This window comes from Nonomuraea sp. NPDC047529 (assembly GCF_040642995.1).
Classification (GTDB): Bacteria; Actinomycetota; Actinomycetes; order Streptosporangiales; family Streptosporangiaceae; genus Nonomuraea.
Genome location: NZ_JBEYTJ010000020.1, coordinates 20,566 through 38,612 on the forward strand (window position 1 = coordinate 20,566; position 18,047 = coordinate 38,612).

Annotated in this window: 17 protein-coding genes and 1 tRNA gene; 8 read left to right on the forward strand and 10 right to left on the reverse strand. The window is 71.1% G+C overall.

What is annotated here, in order from left to right; all coding sequences use genetic code 11:
• Nucleotides 1–4: 4 nt before the first annotated feature.
• Nucleotides 5–1,555 carry a histidine ammonia-lyase gene (gene hutH / locus ABZ815_RS28515; RefSeq protein WP_357703128.1) on the forward strand — a complete coding sequence of 517 codons (1,551 nt, stop codon included), beginning with the start codon at nucleotides 5–7 and terminating at the stop codon, nucleotides 1,553–1,555.
• A 10-nt stretch (nucleotides 1,556–1,565) separates the two neighbouring features.
• Here the strand turns inward: hutH and ABZ815_RS28520 are convergent, their stop codons facing one another.
• The gene (locus tag ABZ815_RS28520) at nucleotides 1,566–2,759 is read right to left on the reverse strand and encodes a Rid family hydrolase (RefSeq protein ID WP_357703130.1); all 1,194 of its coding nucleotides are present in this window, start codon (nucleotides 2,757–2,759) and stop codon (nucleotides 1,566–1,568) included.
• Between the two features lie 21 nt (nucleotides 2,760–2,780).
• On the opposite strand from ABZ815_RS28520, the gene ABZ815_RS28525 reads away from it, so the two are divergent.
• From ABZ815_RS28525 to ABZ815_RS28535, 3 genes are read left to right on the forward strand one after another with little or no spacing between them, the layout of a single operon-like run.
• On the forward strand, nucleotides 2,781–3,698 hold the full coding sequence (locus ABZ815_RS28525; protein WP_357703132.1) for a LysR family transcriptional regulator: 918 nt from the start codon (nucleotides 2,781–2,783) through the stop codon (nucleotides 3,696–3,698).
• Nucleotides 3,699–3,727: 29 nt separating this feature from the next.
• Nucleotides 3,728–4,678, forward strand: coding sequence for a chorismate-binding protein (locus tag ABZ815_RS28530; protein WP_357703134.1), 951 nt, complete (start codon nucleotides 3,728–3,730; stop codon nucleotides 4,676–4,678).
• Nucleotides 4,675–5,505: an aminotransferase class IV gene (locus ABZ815_RS28535; protein WP_357703136.1), complete on the forward strand. Its 831-nt coding sequence runs from the start codon at nucleotides 4,675–4,677 to the stop codon at nucleotides 5,503–5,505. The genes ABZ815_RS28530 and ABZ815_RS28535 overlap by 4 nt, the downstream gene beginning before the upstream one ends.
• A gap of 48 nt (nucleotides 5,506–5,553) precedes the next feature.
• Here ABZ815_RS28535 and ABZ815_RS28540 read toward each other — a convergent pair whose 3' ends face one another.
• Nucleotides 5,554–6,936 (reverse strand): hypothetical protein, encoded by a 1,383-nt coding sequence (locus tag ABZ815_RS28540; protein WP_357703138.1) that lies wholly within the window; start codon nucleotides 6,934–6,936, stop codon nucleotides 5,554–5,556.
• Between the two features lie 82 nt (nucleotides 6,937–7,018).
• Between ABZ815_RS28540 and ABZ815_RS28545 the strand changes: the two genes are divergently transcribed.
• Nucleotides 7,019–7,630 carry a DUF305 domain-containing protein gene (locus ABZ815_RS28545; protein WP_357703140.1) on the forward strand — a complete coding sequence of 204 codons (612 nt, stop codon included), beginning with the start codon at nucleotides 7,019–7,021 and terminating at the stop codon, nucleotides 7,628–7,630.
• A 59-nt stretch (nucleotides 7,631–7,689) separates the two neighbouring features.
• Here ABZ815_RS28545 and ABZ815_RS28550 read toward each other — a convergent pair whose 3' ends face one another.
• Complete coding sequence (locus ABZ815_RS28550; protein ID WP_020547189.1) at nucleotides 7,690–8,106, reverse strand: SsgA family sporulation/cell division regulator; 417 nt, start codon at nucleotides 8,104–8,106, stop codon at nucleotides 7,690–7,692.
• Nucleotides 8,107–8,556: 450 nt separating this feature from the next.
• Between ABZ815_RS28550 and ABZ815_RS28555 the strand changes: the two genes are divergently transcribed.
• Nucleotides 8,557–8,628 (forward strand) — tRNA-Val (locus ABZ815_RS28555).
• 103 nt (nucleotides 8,629–8,731) lie between these two features.
• Here ABZ815_RS28555 and ABZ815_RS28560 read toward each other — a convergent pair.
• The 3 genes from ABZ815_RS28560 to ABZ815_RS28570 all read right to left on the reverse strand — a co-directional run bounded on the left by ABZ815_RS28560 (nucleotide 8,732) and on the right by ABZ815_RS28570 (nucleotide 11,487).
• Nucleotides 8,732–9,328 carry a tyrosine-type recombinase/integrase gene (locus ABZ815_RS28560; protein WP_357703142.1) on the reverse strand — a complete coding sequence of 199 codons (597 nt, stop codon included), beginning with the start codon at nucleotides 9,326–9,328 and terminating at the stop codon, nucleotides 8,732–8,734.
• Between the two features lie 414 nt (nucleotides 9,329–9,742).
• A complete protein-coding gene (locus tag ABZ815_RS28565; RefSeq protein WP_357703144.1) occupies nucleotides 9,743–10,939 on the reverse strand; it encodes an MFS transporter in 1,197 nt (398 codons plus the stop codon).
• Between the two features lie 95 nt (nucleotides 10,940–11,034).
• The gene (locus ABZ815_RS28570) at nucleotides 11,035–11,487 is read right to left on the reverse strand and encodes a carboxymuconolactone decarboxylase family protein (protein ID WP_357703146.1); all 453 of its coding nucleotides are present in this window, start codon (nucleotides 11,485–11,487) and stop codon (nucleotides 11,035–11,037) included.
• Between the two features lie 70 nt (nucleotides 11,488–11,557).
• Here ABZ815_RS28570 and ABZ815_RS28575 point away from each other — a divergent pair, with 70 nt between their 5' ends.
• Complete coding sequence (locus tag ABZ815_RS28575) at nucleotides 11,558–13,048, forward strand: PLP-dependent aminotransferase family protein (protein WP_357703148.1); 1,491 nt, start codon at nucleotides 11,558–11,560, stop codon at nucleotides 13,046–13,048.
• A gap of 48 nt (nucleotides 13,049–13,096) precedes the next feature.
• On the opposite strand, the gene ABZ815_RS28580 is transcribed toward ABZ815_RS28575, so the two are convergent.
• The 3 genes from ABZ815_RS28580 to ABZ815_RS28590 all read right to left on the reverse strand — a co-directional run bounded on the left by ABZ815_RS28580 (nucleotide 13,097) and on the right by ABZ815_RS28590 (nucleotide 15,744).
• A complete protein-coding gene (locus ABZ815_RS28580) occupies nucleotides 13,097–13,747 on the reverse strand; it encodes a hypothetical protein (RefSeq protein WP_357703150.1) in 651 nt (216 codons plus the stop codon).
• Nucleotides 13,748–13,856: 109 nt separating this feature from the next.
• Nucleotides 13,857–15,329, reverse strand: coding sequence for an Ig-like domain-containing protein (locus tag ABZ815_RS28585; protein ID WP_357703152.1), 1,473 nt, complete (start codon nucleotides 15,327–15,329; stop codon nucleotides 13,857–13,859).
• Nucleotides 15,330–15,414: 85 nt separating this feature from the next.
• Nucleotides 15,415–15,744, reverse strand: a complete 330-nt coding sequence (locus tag ABZ815_RS28590; RefSeq protein ID WP_357703154.1) for a helix-turn-helix domain-containing protein — start codon at nucleotides 15,742–15,744, stop codon at nucleotides 15,415–15,417.
• A 104-nt stretch (nucleotides 15,745–15,848) separates the two neighbouring features.
• Between ABZ815_RS28590 and ABZ815_RS28595 the strand changes: the two genes are divergently transcribed.
• Complete coding sequence (locus tag ABZ815_RS28595) at nucleotides 15,849–17,036, forward strand: MFS transporter (protein ID WP_357703156.1); 1,188 nt, start codon at nucleotides 15,849–15,851, stop codon at nucleotides 17,034–17,036.
• Between the two features lie 22 nt (nucleotides 17,037–17,058).
• Here the strand turns inward: ABZ815_RS28595 and ABZ815_RS28600 are convergent, their stop codons facing one another.
• On the reverse strand, nucleotides 17,059–18,024 hold the full coding sequence (locus tag ABZ815_RS28600) for a DUF2332 domain-containing protein (protein WP_357703158.1): 966 nt from the start codon (nucleotides 18,022–18,024) through the stop codon (nucleotides 17,059–17,061).
• Between the last annotated feature and the right edge of the window lie 23 nt (nucleotides 18,025–18,047).

The following is an 18,047-nucleotide window of genomic DNA, read 5'->3' on the forward strand; positions in this document are numbered from 1 at the left end:
GATCATGCGCGACAACGGAGTCGTGAACGTCGGCCCCGAGCCCTTGAGCTTCGACGACGTCATCAGGGTGGCCCGCCACGGCGCCCCCGTGCAGCTCACCGACGACGCGGTGGCCGCCATGGCGGCCGCCCGCCAGCGAGTGGACGAACTCGCCGAAAGCCCGGTGCCCGCCTACGGCGTCTCCACCGGGTTCGGCGCGCTGGCCACCCGGCACATCGACCCCGCGCTGCGCGCCCAGCTCCAGCGCTCGCTGGTGCGCTCGCACGCGGCGGGCAGCGGCCCGGAGGTGGAGACCGAGGTCGTGCGCGCGCTCATGCTGCTGCGCCTGCACACCCTGGCCACCGGCCACACCGGCATCCGGCCGGGCACCGCCAAGACCCTGGCCGCGCTGCTGACCACCGGCATCACGCCGGTCGTGCACGAGTACGGCAGCCTCGGCTGCTCCGGCGACCTCGCGCCGCTGGCCCACGTGGCGCTGACGCTGATGGGCGAGGGCGTCGTCCGCGACGCCGCCGGTGAGCTGCGGCCGGCCGGGGACGCGCTCAAGCAGGCCGGCATCGAGCCGGTCGAGCTGGCCGCCAAGGAGGGCCTGGCCCTCATCAACGGCACCGACGGCATGCTCGGCATGCTCATCCTGGCCATCTCCGACCTCACCAAACTGGTCAGGACCGCCGACATCAGCGCGGCGATGAGCGTGGAGGCGCTGCTCGGCACCGACCGCGTCTTCATGCCGGAGCTCCAGGCGCTGCGCCCGCATCCGGGCCTGGCCAGGTCGGCCGCCAACATGACCAAGGTCCTGGCCGGCTCCGGCGTCATGGCCAGCCACCGCGACCCGCAGGCGTGCACCCGCGTCCAGGACGCGTACTCGCTGCGCTGCGCGCCGCAGGTCGCCGGCGCCGCCCGGGACACGATCGCGCACGCCGCCACCGTGGCCGGCTGGGAGCTGGCCAGCGCCGTGGACAACCCGGCCGTGCTCGACGACGGCCGGGTGGAGTCCAACGGCAACTTCCACGGCGCGCCCGTGGGCTACGTGCTCGACTTCCTCGCCGTCGTGGCCGCCGACCTGGCCTCGATGTCCGAACGCCGCACCGACCGCTTCCTGGACGTGGCGCGCAACCACGGGCTGCCCGCGTTCCTGGCCGACGACCCCGGCGTGGACTCCGGCCACATGATCGCCCAGTACACCCAGGCCGCGATCGTCTCGGAGCTGAAGCGGCTGGCCGTGCCCGCCAGCGTCGACTCGATCCCCAGCTCGGCCATGCAGGAGGACCACGTCTCCATGGGCTGGTCGGCGGCGCGCAAGCTGCGCAGGTCGGTCGACGGGCTGACGAGGGTGCTGGCCGTCGAGGTGCTCACCGCGGCCCGCGCGCTCGACCTGCGCGCCCCCCTGGAGCCCGCGCCGGCGACCGCGGCCGTGGTCAGGGCGCTGCGCGAGAACGTGCCCGCGCCGGGCCCCGACCGCTTCCTCGCGCCGGAGATCGAGTCCGCCGTGCGGCTGGTGGCCGAGGGCGGCGTCGTGGCCGCGGCGGAGTCGGTCACCGGGCCGCTCGAATAGCCCGTCCCGCTCAGCGGGGGAGGGCGACGATCAGGTCCATCTCCATCACGAGCCCCGGCCGGAACAGCTTCGAGACCTCGACGGTCGTGCTGGCCGGGGGAGTGCCGGTGACGTACCGGTTGCGCACGTCCCTGAGCTGGAGGATGTCGTCCATGTCCGTCAGGTACGTGCGGATGAAGGCGACGTCCTGCCAGGACGCGCCCTGGTCGGCCAGGATGCGCGTGGTGACCGCGAAGATGTGCTCGGCCTGGTCCTTCAGCGAGCCGGGGGCGACCACCGTCCCCTGCTCGTCGAAGGCGGCCTGGCCGGAGACGTAGAGCATGTCGCCGACCCGCACCGCGTGCGAGTAGGCGCCGTTCGTGGCCGGGATCGTGGACAGGTTCAGCGGCACCGCCCGGGTGGCCGGGGCGCCGCCGACGTGCTCGGCGACCGCCGTCAGGTCGCGGTCGCCCAGCCCGGCCGCCCGCGCCTCCTGAAGGCGCTGCCGGGCGGCCGTCGCCAGCGACGCGCCCTCCCACGCCGCCAGCTCCAGGTCCTTGGCGGCCAGGCCGAGCGCGTACCGGGTCTCGGTCGCGGGTGTGCGCAGCCGTTCGGCGACCTGGCCGAGCGGGGTGCCCGCCAGCACGTCGAGCAGCGCGTCCCGGTCCACGCCGTGCGCCGCCCCGTACGCCAGCGTCTCGGCGACCAGCACCTGCGCGGGCACGATCGCGCTCATGACGGCGATCTTCATCGCCGCGCCGGACCCCAGTGGCCCGGTCTCGCGCACCTTGCCGAAGACCGACAGCACCTCGCGGCAGCCCGAGACGTCGCCACCGGCCAGTACCACCAGCGAGCCGTCCGCCGCCGGGCCCACACTGCCCAGCACCGGCGCGTCCACCAGGCCGACCGACGCCGGCAGCAGCGCGCGCAGTTCACGCACCGCCTCCGGGCCGATCGTGGACATCTCCACCACCGTCGCGCCGGGCCGCAGGCCGGGCAGCGCGGCCGTCAGCACCTCACGCACCGCCGCCGGATCGCTGAGCATGGTGATCACCAGCTCGGCGCCGTCCACCGCCTCGGCGGCCGGCACGCCGGTCCCACGCCGCCACGTCGTCACCTTGTGCCCGGCCTCCACGAGTCGCCGAGCCATGGGGACGCCCATGCGTCCCTGTCCGAGAAATGCAATCACGGGAACAGTCAACAGGGATGCGAGGTATTCCACCACCGACTAGATTGCATGGCAGCCATGCATGACACGAATGCCTTCGACCTCCAAGCCCTCCGCCTCTTCGACGAGGTGGCCAGGAGCGGATCCTTCACCGCCGCCGCCGAGCTGCTCGGCTACACCCAGTCGGCGGTCTCCCGGCGCATCGCCGCGCTGGAACGGACCGGCGGCGGCCCGCTGTTCGAACGCCTGCCGCGCGGCGTGCGCCTGACCCCCGCCGGCACGGCCCTGCACCGGCACGCCGTCGCCGTGCTCGACCGGCTGGCCCGCGCGGGCGAGGAACTGGCCGCGATCCACGGCGGACGCGGCGGCACACTGCGCGTGGGCGCGTTCGCCACCGCCAACGTCGACCTCATGCCGGACACACTGCGACGTTTCATGGCCGCCCATCCCGGCGTCGAGCTGCGGATGACCGAGGGGCTGACCGCGCGGCTCGTGGAACGCCTGCACGCCGGGGCGCTCGACGTGGCCGTGATCAGCGACTACCCGGCCGGGCTGCCCGCCGAGGGCGCCCGGCTCGTGCGGCTGCGCGAGGACCGGCTGTTCGTCGCGCTGCCCGCCGGCCACCGGCTGGCCCCCGACGCCGACGTGGACCTGCGCGACCTGGCCGAGGAGAGCTGGATCGAGGCGGCGCCGCGCGGGCAGCCGACGCCGCTGGTGGCCGCGTGCGCCGCCGCCGGGTTCACACCGCGAGGCGGGCTGCGGGTGGCCGAATGGTCGGGGAAGTTCGGGTTCGTCGCCGCCGGGTTCGGGGTGACGCTCGTACCCGAACTGGCCGCGCGGGCGGTGCCGCCGAACCTCGTGCTCAAACCGCTGCGCGGCGCCACCCCCATCCGTACGGTGTACGCGGCCCTTCCCGAGATTCCCCTCCCCGCCGCGCTGGAACTGGTCGAAATGCTGGGACAATGGGAGATGTGTACGACGGTTTCGCCCACTTAAACGGTCATCTCGCCACCGGACTCCGCGACGTGACGACCGACCTGGCCGCGCTCGACAGCGAGGGCTGGTGGGCCGTCGTCGCCGACTACGAGGGCACGGTGACGTGCGCCCGCTTCGACCGCGTGCGCCCGTCCGCGCTGCCCGAACCCAAGGCCGCTTGGCACGGTCCACATGTCGGTCAGTGGCGTACCTCGCTCGACCGCGCCGCCTACGAACGCGGCGTACGCGCGATCCGCGACCATATCGAGCGGGGTGAGGTCTACCAGGCCAACCTCTGCCGCGTCCTGTCGGCCCCCGTCCCGCCCGGCGCCGACCCGCTGGCGCTGGCCGCCCGGCTGGCCGAGGGCAACCCGGCCCCGTACGCCGCCGTCATCGACGTCCCGGGGCTGAGCGTGGTGTCGGCCTCGCCCGAGCTGTACCTGTCGCGCGAGGGCGACGTCGTGGAGTCCGGCCCCATCAAGGGAACCGGCGTCACCGCCGCCGACCTGCTGGAGAAGGACTACGCCGAGAACGTCATGATCGTCGACCTGGTCCGCAACGACCTGGGCAGGGTCGCGGCGGTCGGCTCGGTCGAGGTGCCCTCTCTGTGCGCGGTCGAGGAGCATCCCGGTCTCGTCCACCTCGTCTCCACCGTGCGGGCCAGGCTCGCGCCCGGAGCGGGCTGGCCGGAGCTGTTCGCCGCCACATTCCCGCCCGGATCTGTCACGGGCGCGCCCAAGTCGTCCGCTCTGCGCATCATCAATGAGCTCGAACCGGTCCCCCGGGGGCCCTACTGTGGTGCCGTGGGCTGGGTCGACGCCGACCGGGGCAGGGCGGCGCTGGCCGTGGGCATCAGAACATTCTGGATCTCAGCAGGCGAGATCCGCTTCGGCACCGGTGCGGGCATCACGTGGGGCAGCGACCCCGCGCGTGAATGGTCCGAGACGGAGCTGAAGGCAGCCAGGCTCATCGCACTAGCATCCTCAGGAGGAAACCGATGAACATCCCTGTCTGGGTCAACGGGGAGCTGATCGACCCCACGCAGGCCACCGTCTCCGTGTTCGACCACGGGCTCATGGTCGGCGACGGCGTCTTCGAGACGATCAAGATCGTCGACGGCGAGTCGTTCGCGCTCACCCGCCACCTCGACCGGCTCACGCTCTCGGCCCAGCGCATGGACCTGCCCGACCCCGACGTCGAGGCCATCGCCGAAGGCGTCGGCAAGCTCCTGGCGGTCGCCCCCGCCTGGTCGCTCGGCCGCATCCGCATCACCTATACCAGCGGCCCGGGCCCGCTCGGCTCCGACCGCGGCAACCAGGGCACCACCTCGATCGTCATCGTCGACGAGCAGAAGCCGTTCCCGGAGACCGCCAACGTGGCCGTCGTCCCCTGGCCGCGCAACGAGCGCGGCGCGCTGTCCGGCGTCAAGAGCACCTCCTACGGCGACAACGCCAAGGCCCTGCTGCACGCCAAGAACCAGGGCGCCGGCGAGGCGATCTTCGGCAACCTCGCGGGAAACCTGTGCGAGGGCACCGGCTCCAACATCTTCATCGTGCGCGACGGCCGTCTGATCACCCCCACGCTCGACTCCGGCTGCCTGGCCGGCGTCACCCGCGCGCTGGTGCTCGAATGGTGCGGGGGCGAGGAGACCGACGTCCCGCTGCAGGCCCTGTACGAGGCCGAGGAGGCGTTCCTCACCTCCACCACCCGCGACATCCAGCCGATCAGGCTCGTCGACCGGACCGAGCTGCCCACCGCGCCCGGCCCGATCACCGCCAAGGCCATGCGGATCTTCGCCGAGCGCGCCGCCGCCGACCTCAACCCCTGACCCGCCGGCGACAGGGCCCCGCCTCCGGGGCCCTGTCCCTTGGTCTCGTCAGTACGACTTCTGCGTCTGGACGTTGAACTCGTCCATCTTCACCTGCTTGGCCGGATCCGTGATCGGGTCGTCGATGCGCAGCACGTCCAGGCCCTCGCGCATGTCGCTGGAGTAGATGTAGCCGTTGTAGTAGTAGGCCGACCACGAGCCGGCGATGCCGCCCCCCGGGTACGGACGCCGCTCGAAGAAGCCGATCTCCTTCGGGTTGGCCGAGTCGGTGAAGTCCCAGATCGACACCCCGCCCTGGTACCAGGACTGGACCATGACGTCCTTGCCCTTCACCGGGATCAGCGAGCCGTTGTGGGCCACGCAGTTCTCGTCCTGCTCCTGCTCGCGCGGGATCTTGAAGTAGCCGCGGCGCTCCAGCTTGCCGTTCACCAGGTCGTACACGGCGTCGGCGCCCTTGGTGCGCGGGGTGCCGGAGTCGCAGGTGGCCTGGCTGCCGCCGCCCAGCTCGTCCCCGAAGACGACCTTCGTCGCGTCGTTGTTGAACGTCGCCGAGTGCCAGATCTGGAAGTTCTCGGTGTCGCGGATCTGCTGGATCACCCGGGGTTTGACCGGGTCGGAGATGTCGAGCAGCACGCCGTCGCCGAAGCAGGCCGCCGCGGCGAGCTTCTTCTCCGGGTAGGCGGTGATGTCGTGGCAGCCCGCGAACATCTCGGTGTCTTGCTGCTGGGGGAAGATGTCCGGCTGCGCCACGACCTTGGCGGACTTGGGGTCGTCGAGAGGGATCTCCACGATCTGGATGTTCTGGTGCGGCGGCGAGCAGGTCCGCGAGTCCGGCTCAGGGCCGGGGGAGGAGACGTAGACGTAGAGCTTGTCGTCGGTGGGCACCATGGTGTGCGTGTGGGAGCCGCAGTCCGTCAGCACCGCGCCGACGTAGCGCGGGCTCTTCTTGTCGCTGATGTCGAACAGGCGCAGACCCTCCCAGTCGCGGGTCTCCTCGTTGGAGTCGCAGTCTGCGCTGCCGCGCGGCTCGTCGACCGAGAGGATCAGCAGATCGCCGTGCACGCTGACGTCGTTCTGCTGCGCCGGGCAGGACACCTGGCTCACCGTCTTCGGCTTGGCCGGGTCGCTGATGTCGTAGATCACGAATCCGGCGAAGTTCCCGACGAATGCGTAGTCGTCCTGAAAGGCCAGATCGGTGTTGAAATTGTCATCCCCGGCGAACGGGCCGGTGCGCGGGACGTTCGCCACGTGCTTGACGTTGGGGCTGGTCAGCACGTCGCCCGAGCCCGATGCCGTACCGGACGCCGTGCCGCTCTCGCGTGAGGAGGCGGCCCCTGGCTCACCGGCCGACGGCGGTTCCCCCGCGCACGCCGAAGCCAGCAACAACACCGCGCACAACACCGCTCCGCGCAGCTTGGCGAAGATCAACACGCGTCCCCTTTGTCTCTCGTGACTCACTATGGAAGTTATGCCAGCACGTTGGTGGCCGCGTACGGTCTTCATCACAGTTGTGATGACATTTGCTCTTTCGGCCTGCTCCGAGCCACCCGCCCCGGACGTCCAGGTCGTCGGGACGGACGCCCCCGTCCTGGTGCCCGGCAGCCCCGGAGCCCCGGCCCGTACGGCGAAGCCCGGCGACCGGATCGGCCCCAGCCCCGCCCCGACCCTGGCCGCCGACGTGCGCTTCGCCGAGGCGATGATCCCGCACCACCGGCAGGCGCTGGAGATGACCGCCCTGGTCGAGGCCCGTACGACCACCCCGGTCATCCGCGCCTTCGCGCGCTCGATCACCGCCGCCCAGACCCCCGAAATCAGGGCCATGACCGTCTGGCTCGCCGAACTCGGCCGCCCGGCCCCCGCCGACCACGCCCACGGCGCGGCGACCGGCTACGGGATGGCCACCGAGCAGGAGCTGAACACCCTCAGAGCCGCCAGGGGAGCCGCGTTCGACCAGCTGTTCCTGCGCCTGATGACCAGGCACCACCAGGGCGCGGTGAAGATGGCGGGGGAGGAGCTGGCCGGCGGACGCGACCACCGCATGCGCCTGCTCGCCAGGGACGTCTACTCCGGCCAGAGCATAGAGATCGAACGCATGCGCCAGGCCCGGACCACGCTCCCGTCCTGACGCCGCGCATGCCGAGGCCCCGGCGTCGGGGTGGACGCCGGGGCCTCGGGTGCAACGGTTCAGGACGGCCAGAGCATGTTGGTGAGCTCGGCGTCCAGGTCCATGAAGTCGGTCTCGCGCCCCGCGGGCACCTTCTCGTACGTCCGGTGGAGGAACTCCGTGAGGGGGGCCAGCGGCACTTCGAAGAGCGCCTGCCCGAACGGCGAGGTGAGGCTGATGTGCAGGGTGCGCTCGCCATCGGCGCGTGCGGGCCAAACCTGCACGTCGCCGTCGCCGACCCGCCGCACGATGCCTACGGTCAGCAGTTCACGAGCAAAGATCCACTCGACCGGCTCGTCGTTCCCTACGTGGAAGGCCATGCGGATGGCATACGGATCGTCGGCTGTGTAGCTCAGTCCGGCGAGCAGGGGGACGGTAGTACGGTCGGGGACCACTAGCCGAAGGCCAAGCTCGGCGGAGACGGTGGTGCTGTTCATCGTCAGCCAAACCTTTTCGTCGTAGGTCCCCTCTTCGGGGCTTTCACTGCTCTGACGGACTTCGTCCTGAGCTATGACGCGGAACGAAGAAACCTGTAGGAAAGATTCCGCCTCAAGGGCCTTCTGTAACGCACATCACAGCTGGACATTTAGGCATCTACCTGGCTAAACGGCATCAATCGGGTCGTATTTGCGAGGGTTTTGCTGTTGTAGAGCCTGCCCCGACGGGCCCGACCAAGAACGTTTCTACTGAAAAGATCGCGATCGGTGCCTTACGGCACACGTCGATGGTATGACACCGACCCACCATGCCGGTGGGCAACCGCCGCCTTTCGCTCGAATCCCTCCTACCCGGAGCTCCCGAAGATCGCCCTCGGACGCTCCGTTTCGCCAGCACCCCCAGAGTGCGGTATGGTTTTCCCCGTCAGCACCGCAAGGCGCCGACAGGGCGGGCGATTAGCTCAGCGGGAGAGCGCTTCGTTCACACCGAAGAGGTCACTGGTTCGATCCCAGTATCGCCCACTCGTAAGGTGCAGGTGGAGGGGTTTCGGAGATCATCCGAAGCCCCTTCTCTCATGTCTGAGGGTCGACGGGGGCCAATCGGGGAGCCATCCCACTCGGATGCTCAACCCGTCGGCTTCTCACCGAAGATGGTGTTCATCGTCTGGGCACCCTTGGTGATCACCGGCCGGAGCTGATGGCGGTAGACCGCCTCGGTGACACTGGTGCCCGCGTGTCCGACGAGATCCGCGATCGTCTCGATCGGTACGCCCTGATCGTTCATGATCGAGACGAACGAGTGACGCAACTCTCGTGGGCTCCATGTCGTTCCGAGCCTGGCCTGCCTGGTGATCCTGCGGAAGGTGCGCCGCACGTTCGACGCGTCGAGCGGGGTGCCGACGTTCGTGCAGAACACCAGATCGTGGTCCGCCCATGCTTCGCCGGCCTTGAGCTTCTGGGCGGCTTGGTGGATGTGGTGCTGTCTGAGCGCTTGGGCCGCCGGCTTCGGCAGCTCCAGCGTGCGGCGTGACTTGCGGGTCTTGGTGTCTCCTCCTTCCCGGACGGTCCGCCAGACGTAGATGGCGAACTTCTTGTGCTTGAACCCTGCCTCGGTGACTGGCCGCCACTGCTTGAGGCTCATTCGCGGGGCCAACGAGTCGCCGTCGATCTTCGCCTTGGGCAGGCGCGGAATATCCCCGCGCGGGGATCGTTCCGCCTCCACCTCCTCCGGTACCGGCGGCAATGGGTCGGCCCCGCACGCGCGGGATCGGTCTGTCATCGGACTGCCAACGGAGAGGGGCCGTTGGTGCCTTTTCGGAAAGTGAGAGAAGTCACGGGAGTCAATTTGGGAGCCACCACCTTGTGACTCCATCAGTGTGCCCACGCTCTTCTCGGGGCTATATCGGAAGGTGAGAGGCGCCCCGATCGACTCACGTCGACCTGTTCAGACTGGCCTGCGTTCCTTCACGCCGAAGGGGTCACTGGTTCGATCCCAGTGATCATCCGAAGCCCCTTCTCTCATGTCCGAGGGGTGACGGGAGCTGTCCCATTCGGCTGCTCGACCTGTCGGCTTCTCGCCGAAGACTGGGCGCTCTTGGGAATCTGGTGATGCCTCGACGGCTTGCTGTGCGGGCCGTCATGGGCGGCGGTGTGTGGCCAGGATGAGTGGTGGTACCAGGAGGGTCAGGGTGGCGCCTATCCACAGGACGCTCGCCGGGCCGGCGGCATCGACCGCCAGGCCGCCCGCGAAGGCGCCGAGGGCGATGGACAGGTTGAACGTCGAGACGTACAGGGAGGACGCGGCCTCGGTGGCGGTGGGGGCGGCGTTGAGTATCCAGGTCTGGAAGGTGACCGGGACGGCGCCGTACGCCAGCCCCCAGACGACCAGGATCGCGGCCGCGGACCGGACGTCGTGGCTGCCGATCGCGACGGCGGCCATGGCGGCGGTGAGCAGCAGGCCGATGCCGCACACGGTCTGGCGCAGGCGCGTGGTGACCAGGGCGCCGGCGAGGAAGTTGCCGCAGATGCCGGCGACGCCGAAGACGAGCAGCAGCACACTGATCAGGCCGTCGGCGACGCCGTCGTCCTGGAGGATGGGCCGCAGGAAGGTGTAGGCGGTGAAGTGCCCGGTGATGGCCAGGAAGGTCATGGCGATGCCGGTGCGTACGGCACGGTGGGTGCGCAGCACGCGCGGCAGGTCCGCGAACGTCATGGTGCGCTCCGGCGCCACCTTCGGCATCACGATGACCATGCAGGCCAGCGAGATCAGGCCGAGCACGCCGACGGCGGCGAACGCGGCGCGCCAGCCGGCGAGGTCACCGGCCAGGGTGCCGGCGGGCACGCCGAGCACGGACGCGGTTTCGACGCCGCCGAAGACGACCGCGGTGGCGCGGGCGACGTGGCGTTCGGGCACCAGGCGCAGGGCGATGCCGCCGGCCAGGGACCAGAAGCCGCCGACGCTGATGCCGATCAGGAAGCGGGCCAGCAGGACGACGGCGAAGCTGGTGGCGAAGGCGGAGGCGAGGTTGGCCGCACCCACGATGCCGATCAGCAGGGCCAGCACCAGGCGGCGGTCGATCCGGGCGGTGGCCACGGTGACCAGCGGCGCCGCGACGGCGGCGACGAGTCCGGGCACGGTGACCATGAGCGCGGTGGTGCCCTCGGACAGGTCGAGGGCGGTGCCGATGGGGGTGAGCAGTCCGACGGGCAGCAGCTCGGACGTCATCAGGGCGAAGATGCCCAGCGTGACGGCGAGGATCGCGAACCACCCCCGGACGGGTGACGGGCCGGGACCCTGGGCCGCGTCCGACGGCCTGGTGCCGATGGTGGTCATGGGTGGGGGCCTTTCCAGGCGTGGTCAAGGCGCGGGCGGCGGCCACGCGGGCGGCGGCCACCGCCCGGAAGCGGGGAAGCGGGGAAGCGGTGGGGCTACTCGGTGCCGGGGGTCTTGCGCGTGGTCACGTTCATGCGGTTCCAGGCGTTGACCGTGAAGATCAGCGCGATGAGGTGGGCCAGTTCGTTGTCGTCGAAGTGCCGGGCGGCCTCGTCGTACACCTCGTCCTCGACTCCTCGCGGCAGCAGGGTCACCGCCTCCGTCAGCGCCAGGGCGGCGCGCTCCTTCGCGGTGTAGAGGCCGGCCTCCTGCCAGGCGCTGAGCTGGTAGATCCGCGCCTCGCTCTCACCCGCCCGGCGGGCGTCGCCGGTGTGGTAGTCGATGCAGTACGCGCACCGGTTGATCTGCGAGGCGCGGATCTGCACCAGCTCGACCAGCACCGGGTCCAGCCCTTCGCGGGCCACGGCGTCCAGGGCCAGCACGGCCTTGAAGACCTTGGGGGCGACACGCGACAGGTTCATTCGTTCGGCGATGGCGACGTTCGTCATGGCCACCACGCTAGGAGCGTGATCGGCCCACGGTATGGTGCATTCCCGTGACGCTTTTCTGGGCCAATTCGTGAGCGGCAGCGACCTGCATCTGGAGCTCACCGGCAGCGGCGGCGCGCGCGTGCGGCTGATGCGGGCCCTGCGCGAGGCCGTCGGCTCGGGACGGCTGGCCCCCGGCACCCGGTTGCCGCCCTACCGCGCCCTCGCCCTCGACCTGGGCATCGCCCGCAACACGGTGGCCGCCGCCTACGCCGAGCTCGTCGAGGAAGGCTGGCTCACCGCACGTCAGGGCTCGGGCACCGAGGTCGCGCACCGCGCCGCGCCTCTGGAGCCGGACCTGTGGCGGGCTCCCGCGCGTCCGTCCCGCCCGCGGGTCGTCCACGACCTGATGCCCAGTTCCCCCGACGCGGCCGCCTTCCCCCGCTCGGCCTGGGCCGCCTCGGCCCGTCGGGCGCTGACCGCCGCGCCCAGCGACGCCTTCGGCGTCGGCGATCCCCGCGGCCGGCTCGAAGTGCGTCAGGCGCTGGTGGACTATCTGGCGCGCACCAGAGGTGTGCGCACCACGGCGCGGCACATCGTGATCTGCTCGGGCTACGCGCACGGGTTGCGGCTGGTGTGCCAGGTGCTGCGCGGCCCGGTCGCCGTCGAGTCCTACGGCCTCGCCTTCCACCGCTCTCTGCTGACCGAGGCGGGGCTGAGCACCGTCCCGCTCACCGTGGACGCCCACGGCGCCCGGGTCGAGGACCTTCCCGCCACGGACGCGCGAGCGGTCCTGCTGACGCCGGCGCACCAGTACCCCACCGGAGGCGCGCTGCACCCACGGCGGCGGGCCGCGGTCATCGACTGGGCCCGCGCCACGGGCGGCCTGGTGCTGGAGGACGACTACGACGGCGAGTTCCGCTACGACCGCGAACCGGTCGGCGCCGTGCAGGGCCTCGACCCCGACCGGGTCGTCTACTTCGGCTCGACCAGCAAGAGCCTGTCTCCCTCGCTGCGGCTCGGCTGGATGGCGCTGCCCACCCGGCTGGTGGACGACGTGCTCGCCGCCAAGGGCGCGCGCGAGTTCTGGTCGGGCGTCACCGACCAGCTCACCCTGGCCGACTTCATCGCCGGCGGTGCCTACGACCGCCAGCTGCGCCGTATGCGCGCGATCTACCGGCGCCGCCGGAGCCTGCTCACGGCCACGCTCGCCGAGCGCGCCCCGCACATCACCGTCAGCGGCATCGCCGCGGGCCTGCACGCCGTGCTCGACCTTCCCGCCGGTACGGAGGAGGCCACCCTGCGCGCCGCCCGCCGTCTCGGCCTCGCCCTGGACGGCCTGGGTCCCTACCGGCATCCGGACAGCGCCATGCCGGCCCGCGACGGCCTGGTCATCGGGTACGGCACACCGGCTGAGCACGCGTTCGCCGCCGCGCTGGACGCCCTGTGCCTGGCCCTGCCCGACCCCGGTGACACCGAGGTCGACGAAGAACGGCCGTTCCGGTCCATGGGGGCAGAGGCCGGCGTGCCCGGCGCCGGATCGACGGGAGCCGGGGCGGTGAGGACGCCGGAAAGCACATGACGCGGGGACCCGGTGACTGCTCGGCCGGGTCCCCGCGCCGTAACCGGCTCAGGTCACGGTGAAGACGACCGGGCCGGCCAGGATGGTGTAGCCGTCGTCGTGGAAGTACCAGGCCGCGTAGGAGCCCGGTCCGGGCACCTTGCCGGTGTCCAGGGCGGCGCTGCCGCTGGCGTCGGGCGTGTACGTCCAGACGAAGGACTCCTCCTTCGTGATGGTCGCGCCGTTGTTGTCGGGGTAGACGCCGACCCAGTTCTTGCCGCTGACAGTGTTCGCCGGGGTGGAGTAGCGCACCGTCAGGGGCGCCCCCTTGGCCACGGTGGGCGTGGCGGTGGTGAGGGAGCTCTTGGCGGGGGGCGGCGGTGTCTTCTGCGGTGGCTTCGTGGGCTGGACGGTCAGTTCGCCGGGTCGCACGGGCTTCTTGTACACGTCAGGCAGGGAGTCGAGCCCGGACGGCACCTGGGCCCAGGTGCCGACGATCCTGGGACCGAGGGTCCAGTGGAAGATCATCGCCTTGTCGCCCTTGATGATCAAGGTCTCGTCCTGCAGCTGGTCCGGTGAGTTGATCATCACGGCGTGGTCGAAGTCGCCGCGCATGTCCGAGGGCGCGTTCCCCCGGCTCCATCTGGGCATGTCGGCCAGGGCGCCCTTGTAGGTGCAGCCGCCCTGGGCCCCCACTGGACGGCCTCGGGGAAAGATCACCGTAAACATCGCCCTCACGTGGCCTCATCCGGCCACCACCGGCAGGGGGTGGCGCCCACGCGGGCCCACCCCTCTGTCGCGGCTCGGGACAGAGGGGTGGGCCTGAGCCCTACCGCCGGTGTGCCTTGGTGGCGTTCCTTGAGGCGGCGTCGCCGTTCATCGGGAGGCAGGACGGGGTCTGGAAGACGACGCCGTCCAGGAAGTTGCCGAATGTCGGCCTTCCGCCTGCCGCCGAGACCGACTCGAAGGCGAATCGGGTGACGGTCTGCCCGGCGGGGACGACGTAGGTGCCGGTGTAGTGGCCCCAGGCGTTGTTGTCGTCGGAGATGTCGGGGGAGGCGGCCCCGTCCGGGTTCTGGGGGGTGGTGGCGGTCGGGGCGCCGATGAGCACCTGCATGACGTCGGTGCCCAGGCGGCCGCGGTGGTAGAGCGACCAGGTCATCACGGTGCCGGGGACGGTGGGGACGTCCTGGTAGAGGGTGGAGGCCTCGTTGGCGTTCAGTTCGGCGAACTGCCGGCCGTCGGCGGCCGGGACGCCGCTGGCGCTGTTCCAGAACTCCAGCTTCCGGTCGGAGGCGGTGGTGTGCCAGCCGACGGCGGGGTTGGTGGAGGCGTCGGGGATGTCCCAGTCGTAGCGGGCGACGGCGGGCGTCTCGAAGCTGCCGTTGACCAGGTTGATGGGCTCGCGGGTGCACTCGACGGTGACGGTGACCGTGGCGGTGCTGGTGCCGCAGGCGGTCTCGATGGTGTACGTGAAGGTGTCGGTGCCGGCGCGGTCCTTGTCCGGGGTGTAGATCACCTTGTCCCCCGAGATGGTCACCTTGCCGTAGGCGGGCTGGGTGACGGCGCTGATCGTCGGGGCCGTCCCGGTGTCGTTGGCCAGGACGGGCACGGTGACGGGCGTGTTGTCGGTGGTGGTGGCGGTGTCGTCGGCGGCGTTGGTGGGCGAGATGGAGTTCCCGCTGACGATCTGGATGGGCGGGGCCGCGGTGTTGTTGCCGAGCTGGCCGGGGAAGGCGATGACGCTGCTGATGCCGCTCGGCCGGATGGTCATGCTGCGTCCGACGGTGCCGGGGTTGACGCGGAAGGTGATCACGGTCGGACCCGGGTCGGTCTTGGTGCCCGGCGACTGGACGCTCAGGGTGTTGCCGCTGAGGGTGCCGTTGCTGACCGATCCCACGACGGTGGCGCTGGCCAGCAGGGACGACACGTCCCACATGGTGGTGTAGGTGCGGACCAGGGCCGGCCACTGCGCCGTCTGGTGCCGCAGGGTGAGGGTGAAGGTGCTGCCCGGTGCGATCTGGCCGCCCCACAGACTGGGCGAGGTGGTGACCGAGATGGTCCCGCTGCCGAGCCGCCAGCCGAGCGCGTTCTTCCAGTAGTACTCGACGGGGTAGTTGGCCTGGCCGTGCCGGACGCAGGGACCGGCGGCCTGGTGGACGACTCGGCGCGGCGCGGCGGCGGCCTGCGCCGGGGAGGTCGCGGCGAACAGGGGGAGCAGGAGGGCTCCGGTGAGGGTCGCCGTCGCCATGATCTTGACGCGGGAGGCGAGGCGGCGTCGGGGACGCGATGTGGGGGTCACTTGCCATCCTTACTTTGAGTAGTTGGCAAATAACTATCTGTGATCGCGCAAAGGCGCAAGGGGTTCCTTGCTCACCTCAAGCGGTTCAGGACGTGGTGTCGCGGGTTCGGCGTTGTGCGCCCAGTACGGAGTCGAGCAGGCCGGGGAACAGCGCATCGAGATCCTCCCGGCGCAGCCGGACCAGCCGGGACCGGCCCTGTACCTTCGTCCAGGTGACGCCGGCCTCGCGCAGCACCCGGTAGTGGTGCGACAGCGTCGTCTGGTGCACGTCGATCTCGGCGCCGATCGCGTTGCAGAAGTCCTCGCCCATCCGGTCGAGCCGCATGACGAGGTCGAGCCGTACCGGATCGGCCAGGGCGCGCAGCACCTCCACCAGTCGGATGGCCTCGGTCGCCGGTTGTGACACCTCACGCATGGCCGCCACGCTACCAATATATGGATACATGGACAAGCATCCATATATTGCCTAAGGTTCCCCTCGTTGCTTCCGAGGTTCCTCTGGAAAGGCGGCACCACCCGGTGTTGAAACGACTGCTTCCCCTGGCCCTGGCGACCTTCGCCGTCGGCACCGACAGCTACGTCATCGCGGGCCTGCTTCCGGCCATAGCCGCCGACCTGCGGGTCTCGACCCCCGCCGCGGGGCAGTTGGTGACGGTGTTCGCCCTGGTGATGGCCCTGTCCGCGCCCGTCATGGGCGCGCTCACCAGTGGGCTGGACAGGCGGACCGCGCTGCTGATCGCGTTGGGCGTCTTCGTGGCCGGCAACGCCGCCACCGCCCTGGGCGCCGGTTACGGCGTGGTGATGATCGCCCGTGTCGTCACCGCGGTCGGGGCCGGCATGATCAACTCCGCCGCCTCCAGCGCCGCCGGGGCCATCGCGGCCCCGGAACGCCGAGGCAGGGCCCTGGCCTTCGTGCTGGGCGGCCTCACGTCGGCCACGGCGCTGGGCCTTCCTCTCGGTACGCTGATCGGCCGTACCGACTGGCACCTCACCCTGTGGGCGGTCGCCGGGATCGGCCTCGTCGCGGCCCTCGGGATCGCCGCCGGCCTGCCCAAGGTGACGCTCCCCGCCGCCTCGCTGGGCGACCGGCTGCGCCCGCTCGGGCAGGGCCGGGTCCTCGCGCTGCTGGCCGTCACCACGCTGGTCTTCCTCGGCGCCTACACCCTCTACACCTACATCGGCCCGGCGCTTCAGGAGGCGACCGGCGGCTCCGGACCGCTGCTCGCCGTCGTGCTGCTGGCCTGGGGGATCGGCGTCCTGGCCGGGAACATCGTCGCCGGACGGCTGGTCGACCGGCACGACCCCGCGCACGTGCTGACCGGTCCCCTCGTCGTCGCCGCCGTCGCCCTCGCGCTCACTTCGGTGGCGACCGCCACGCTGGCGTCCACCCTGGTGTGGGCCGCGGTCTGGGGCGCGGCCCTGGGCGTTGTCGTCGTTCCGCAACAGCACCGGCTCATCGCGCTCGGCCCGGCCGCGGCGCCGGTTCTGCTCGGCCTCAACTCCTCGGCCATCTACCTCGGGATCGCTCTCGGTGGCGGACTGGGCGGGCTGGTCCAGGAGTGGTTCGCCGTCGTGCCCGCCGCGCTGGGGCTGCCGGCCGCCGGTGTCACGACCCTGGCGCTGCTCCACCATCTGACGACCGCCCGCCGCCGCGCGTCCGCGGCGCCTCGGCCGGCTCCCTCCGCCCCGGAGAAGGCCGAGGCGTGACGCCTCCGCCGCCGCAAGGGTGTCACTCCGGCAACCAGTCCAGGAACTGGCCGTGCGGTCCGGTGAAGGCGACCGGCTCCTCGTCCAGGGCCAGGACGAACGCGCCACGGTCGGTCGACGGGCTCCTGGGGAGCCGAGCGGCCACGCCGGGCAGTACGCCGGGCGCCTCGTTGGAGATCCACCGGGCGGGCAGGCCGCGCATCGTCCGGACGAACCGATCGCGTTCGTCCTGCGGCAGGTAGGCCAGCACCGCGCTGTGGAACACGACCAGCGTGGCGTCCGGCGGGGCCTGCCCGGCCAGGTCGGCGATGCCGGCGTTCAGATCACCCCGGACGAGGTGGGGAGGTTCGGCGCGCGCGATCCGCGCCGCGGCGCGCAGCCGTACCAGCCGATCTTGCTGCTCCGGCCAGACCAGCGCCTCCAGCCAGCGCAACTGGTCGGCATCGGCGACGTCGAGGGGGTTCAGGTCGATCCCGGCCCGCCACACCACCGACGGCACCTGCTGCGGGATCGGCACCGCTCCGCTGGTCCGGCAGGTCAGGACGACCGGGCCGGCCGGACCCAGGACGGGCCGGTCGTCGAAGCGGTAGGCGTACCGGTCCGGGTACAGGCACAGCCCGGCCGAGGCGCCGACCTCGATCAACGCCAGCGGCTGCGGCAGGCGTGCCAGCAGCGGCAGCAGCGTCGCACACCGGCCCGGCTCGTTGGTCTGGGTGCTGCGGGACAGCATCTCGGTGCTGACCTCCGTCCAATGGTCGAGCACCCAGGCGCGGAACGCCCCGAGATCATGCACCGGGCCGCCGAGGAAGCGGACCGCGCCGAACAGGAGGTTGGGTTGCCGCTTGGCCGCGGGCAGCGTATCGGCCAGGGCCAGGAGTTCGGGGTCGGCGGCGACGCCGGCGCACAGCCGCTCGTAGCTGGGGGAGTGACCCCGTGCCTCCATCTCCCCGAACGTCCGGTACCGCTCCGCCGTGGTCGTTTCGGCCATCCCGTGCACGATGATCCACCTCT

Excerpts from the sequence above, each read along its gene's own strand:
- ABZ815_RS28545 (WP_357703140.1), top strand. The coding sequence starts at position 7,019 with ATGACATTTGCTCTTTCGGCCTGCTCCGAGCCACCCGCCCCGGACGTC.
- ABZ815_RS28525 (WP_357703132.1), top strand. The coding sequence starts at position 2,781 with ATGCATGACACGAATGCCTTCGACCTCCAAGCCCTCCGCCTCTTCGAC.
- ABZ815_RS28565 (WP_357703144.1), bottom strand. The coding sequence starts at position 10,939 with ATGACCACCATCGGCACCAGGCCGTCGGACGCGGCCCAGGGTCCCGGC.
- ABZ815_RS28550 (WP_020547189.1), bottom strand. The coding sequence starts at position 8,106 with ATGAACAGCACCACCGTCTCCGCCGAGCTTGGCCTTCGGCTAGTGGTC.
- ABZ815_RS28535 (WP_357703136.1), top strand. The coding sequence starts at position 4,675 with ATGAACATCCCTGTCTGGGTCAACGGGGAGCTGATCGACCCCACGCAG.
- ABZ815_RS28590 (WP_357703154.1), bottom strand. The coding sequence starts at position 15,744 with ATGCGTGAGGTGTCACAACCGGCGACCGAGGCCATCCGACTGGTGGAG.
- ABZ815_RS28570 (WP_357703146.1), bottom strand. The coding sequence starts at position 11,487 with ATGACGAACGTCGCCATCGCCGAACGAATGAACCTGTCGCGTGTCGCC.
- hutH (WP_357703128.1), top strand. The coding sequence starts at position 5 with ATGCGCGACAACGGAGTCGTGAACGTCGGCCCCGAGCCCTTGAGCTTC.
- ABZ815_RS28600 (WP_357703158.1), bottom strand. The coding sequence starts at position 18,024 with ATGGCCGAAACGACCACGGCGGAGCGGTACCGGACGTTCGGGGAGATG.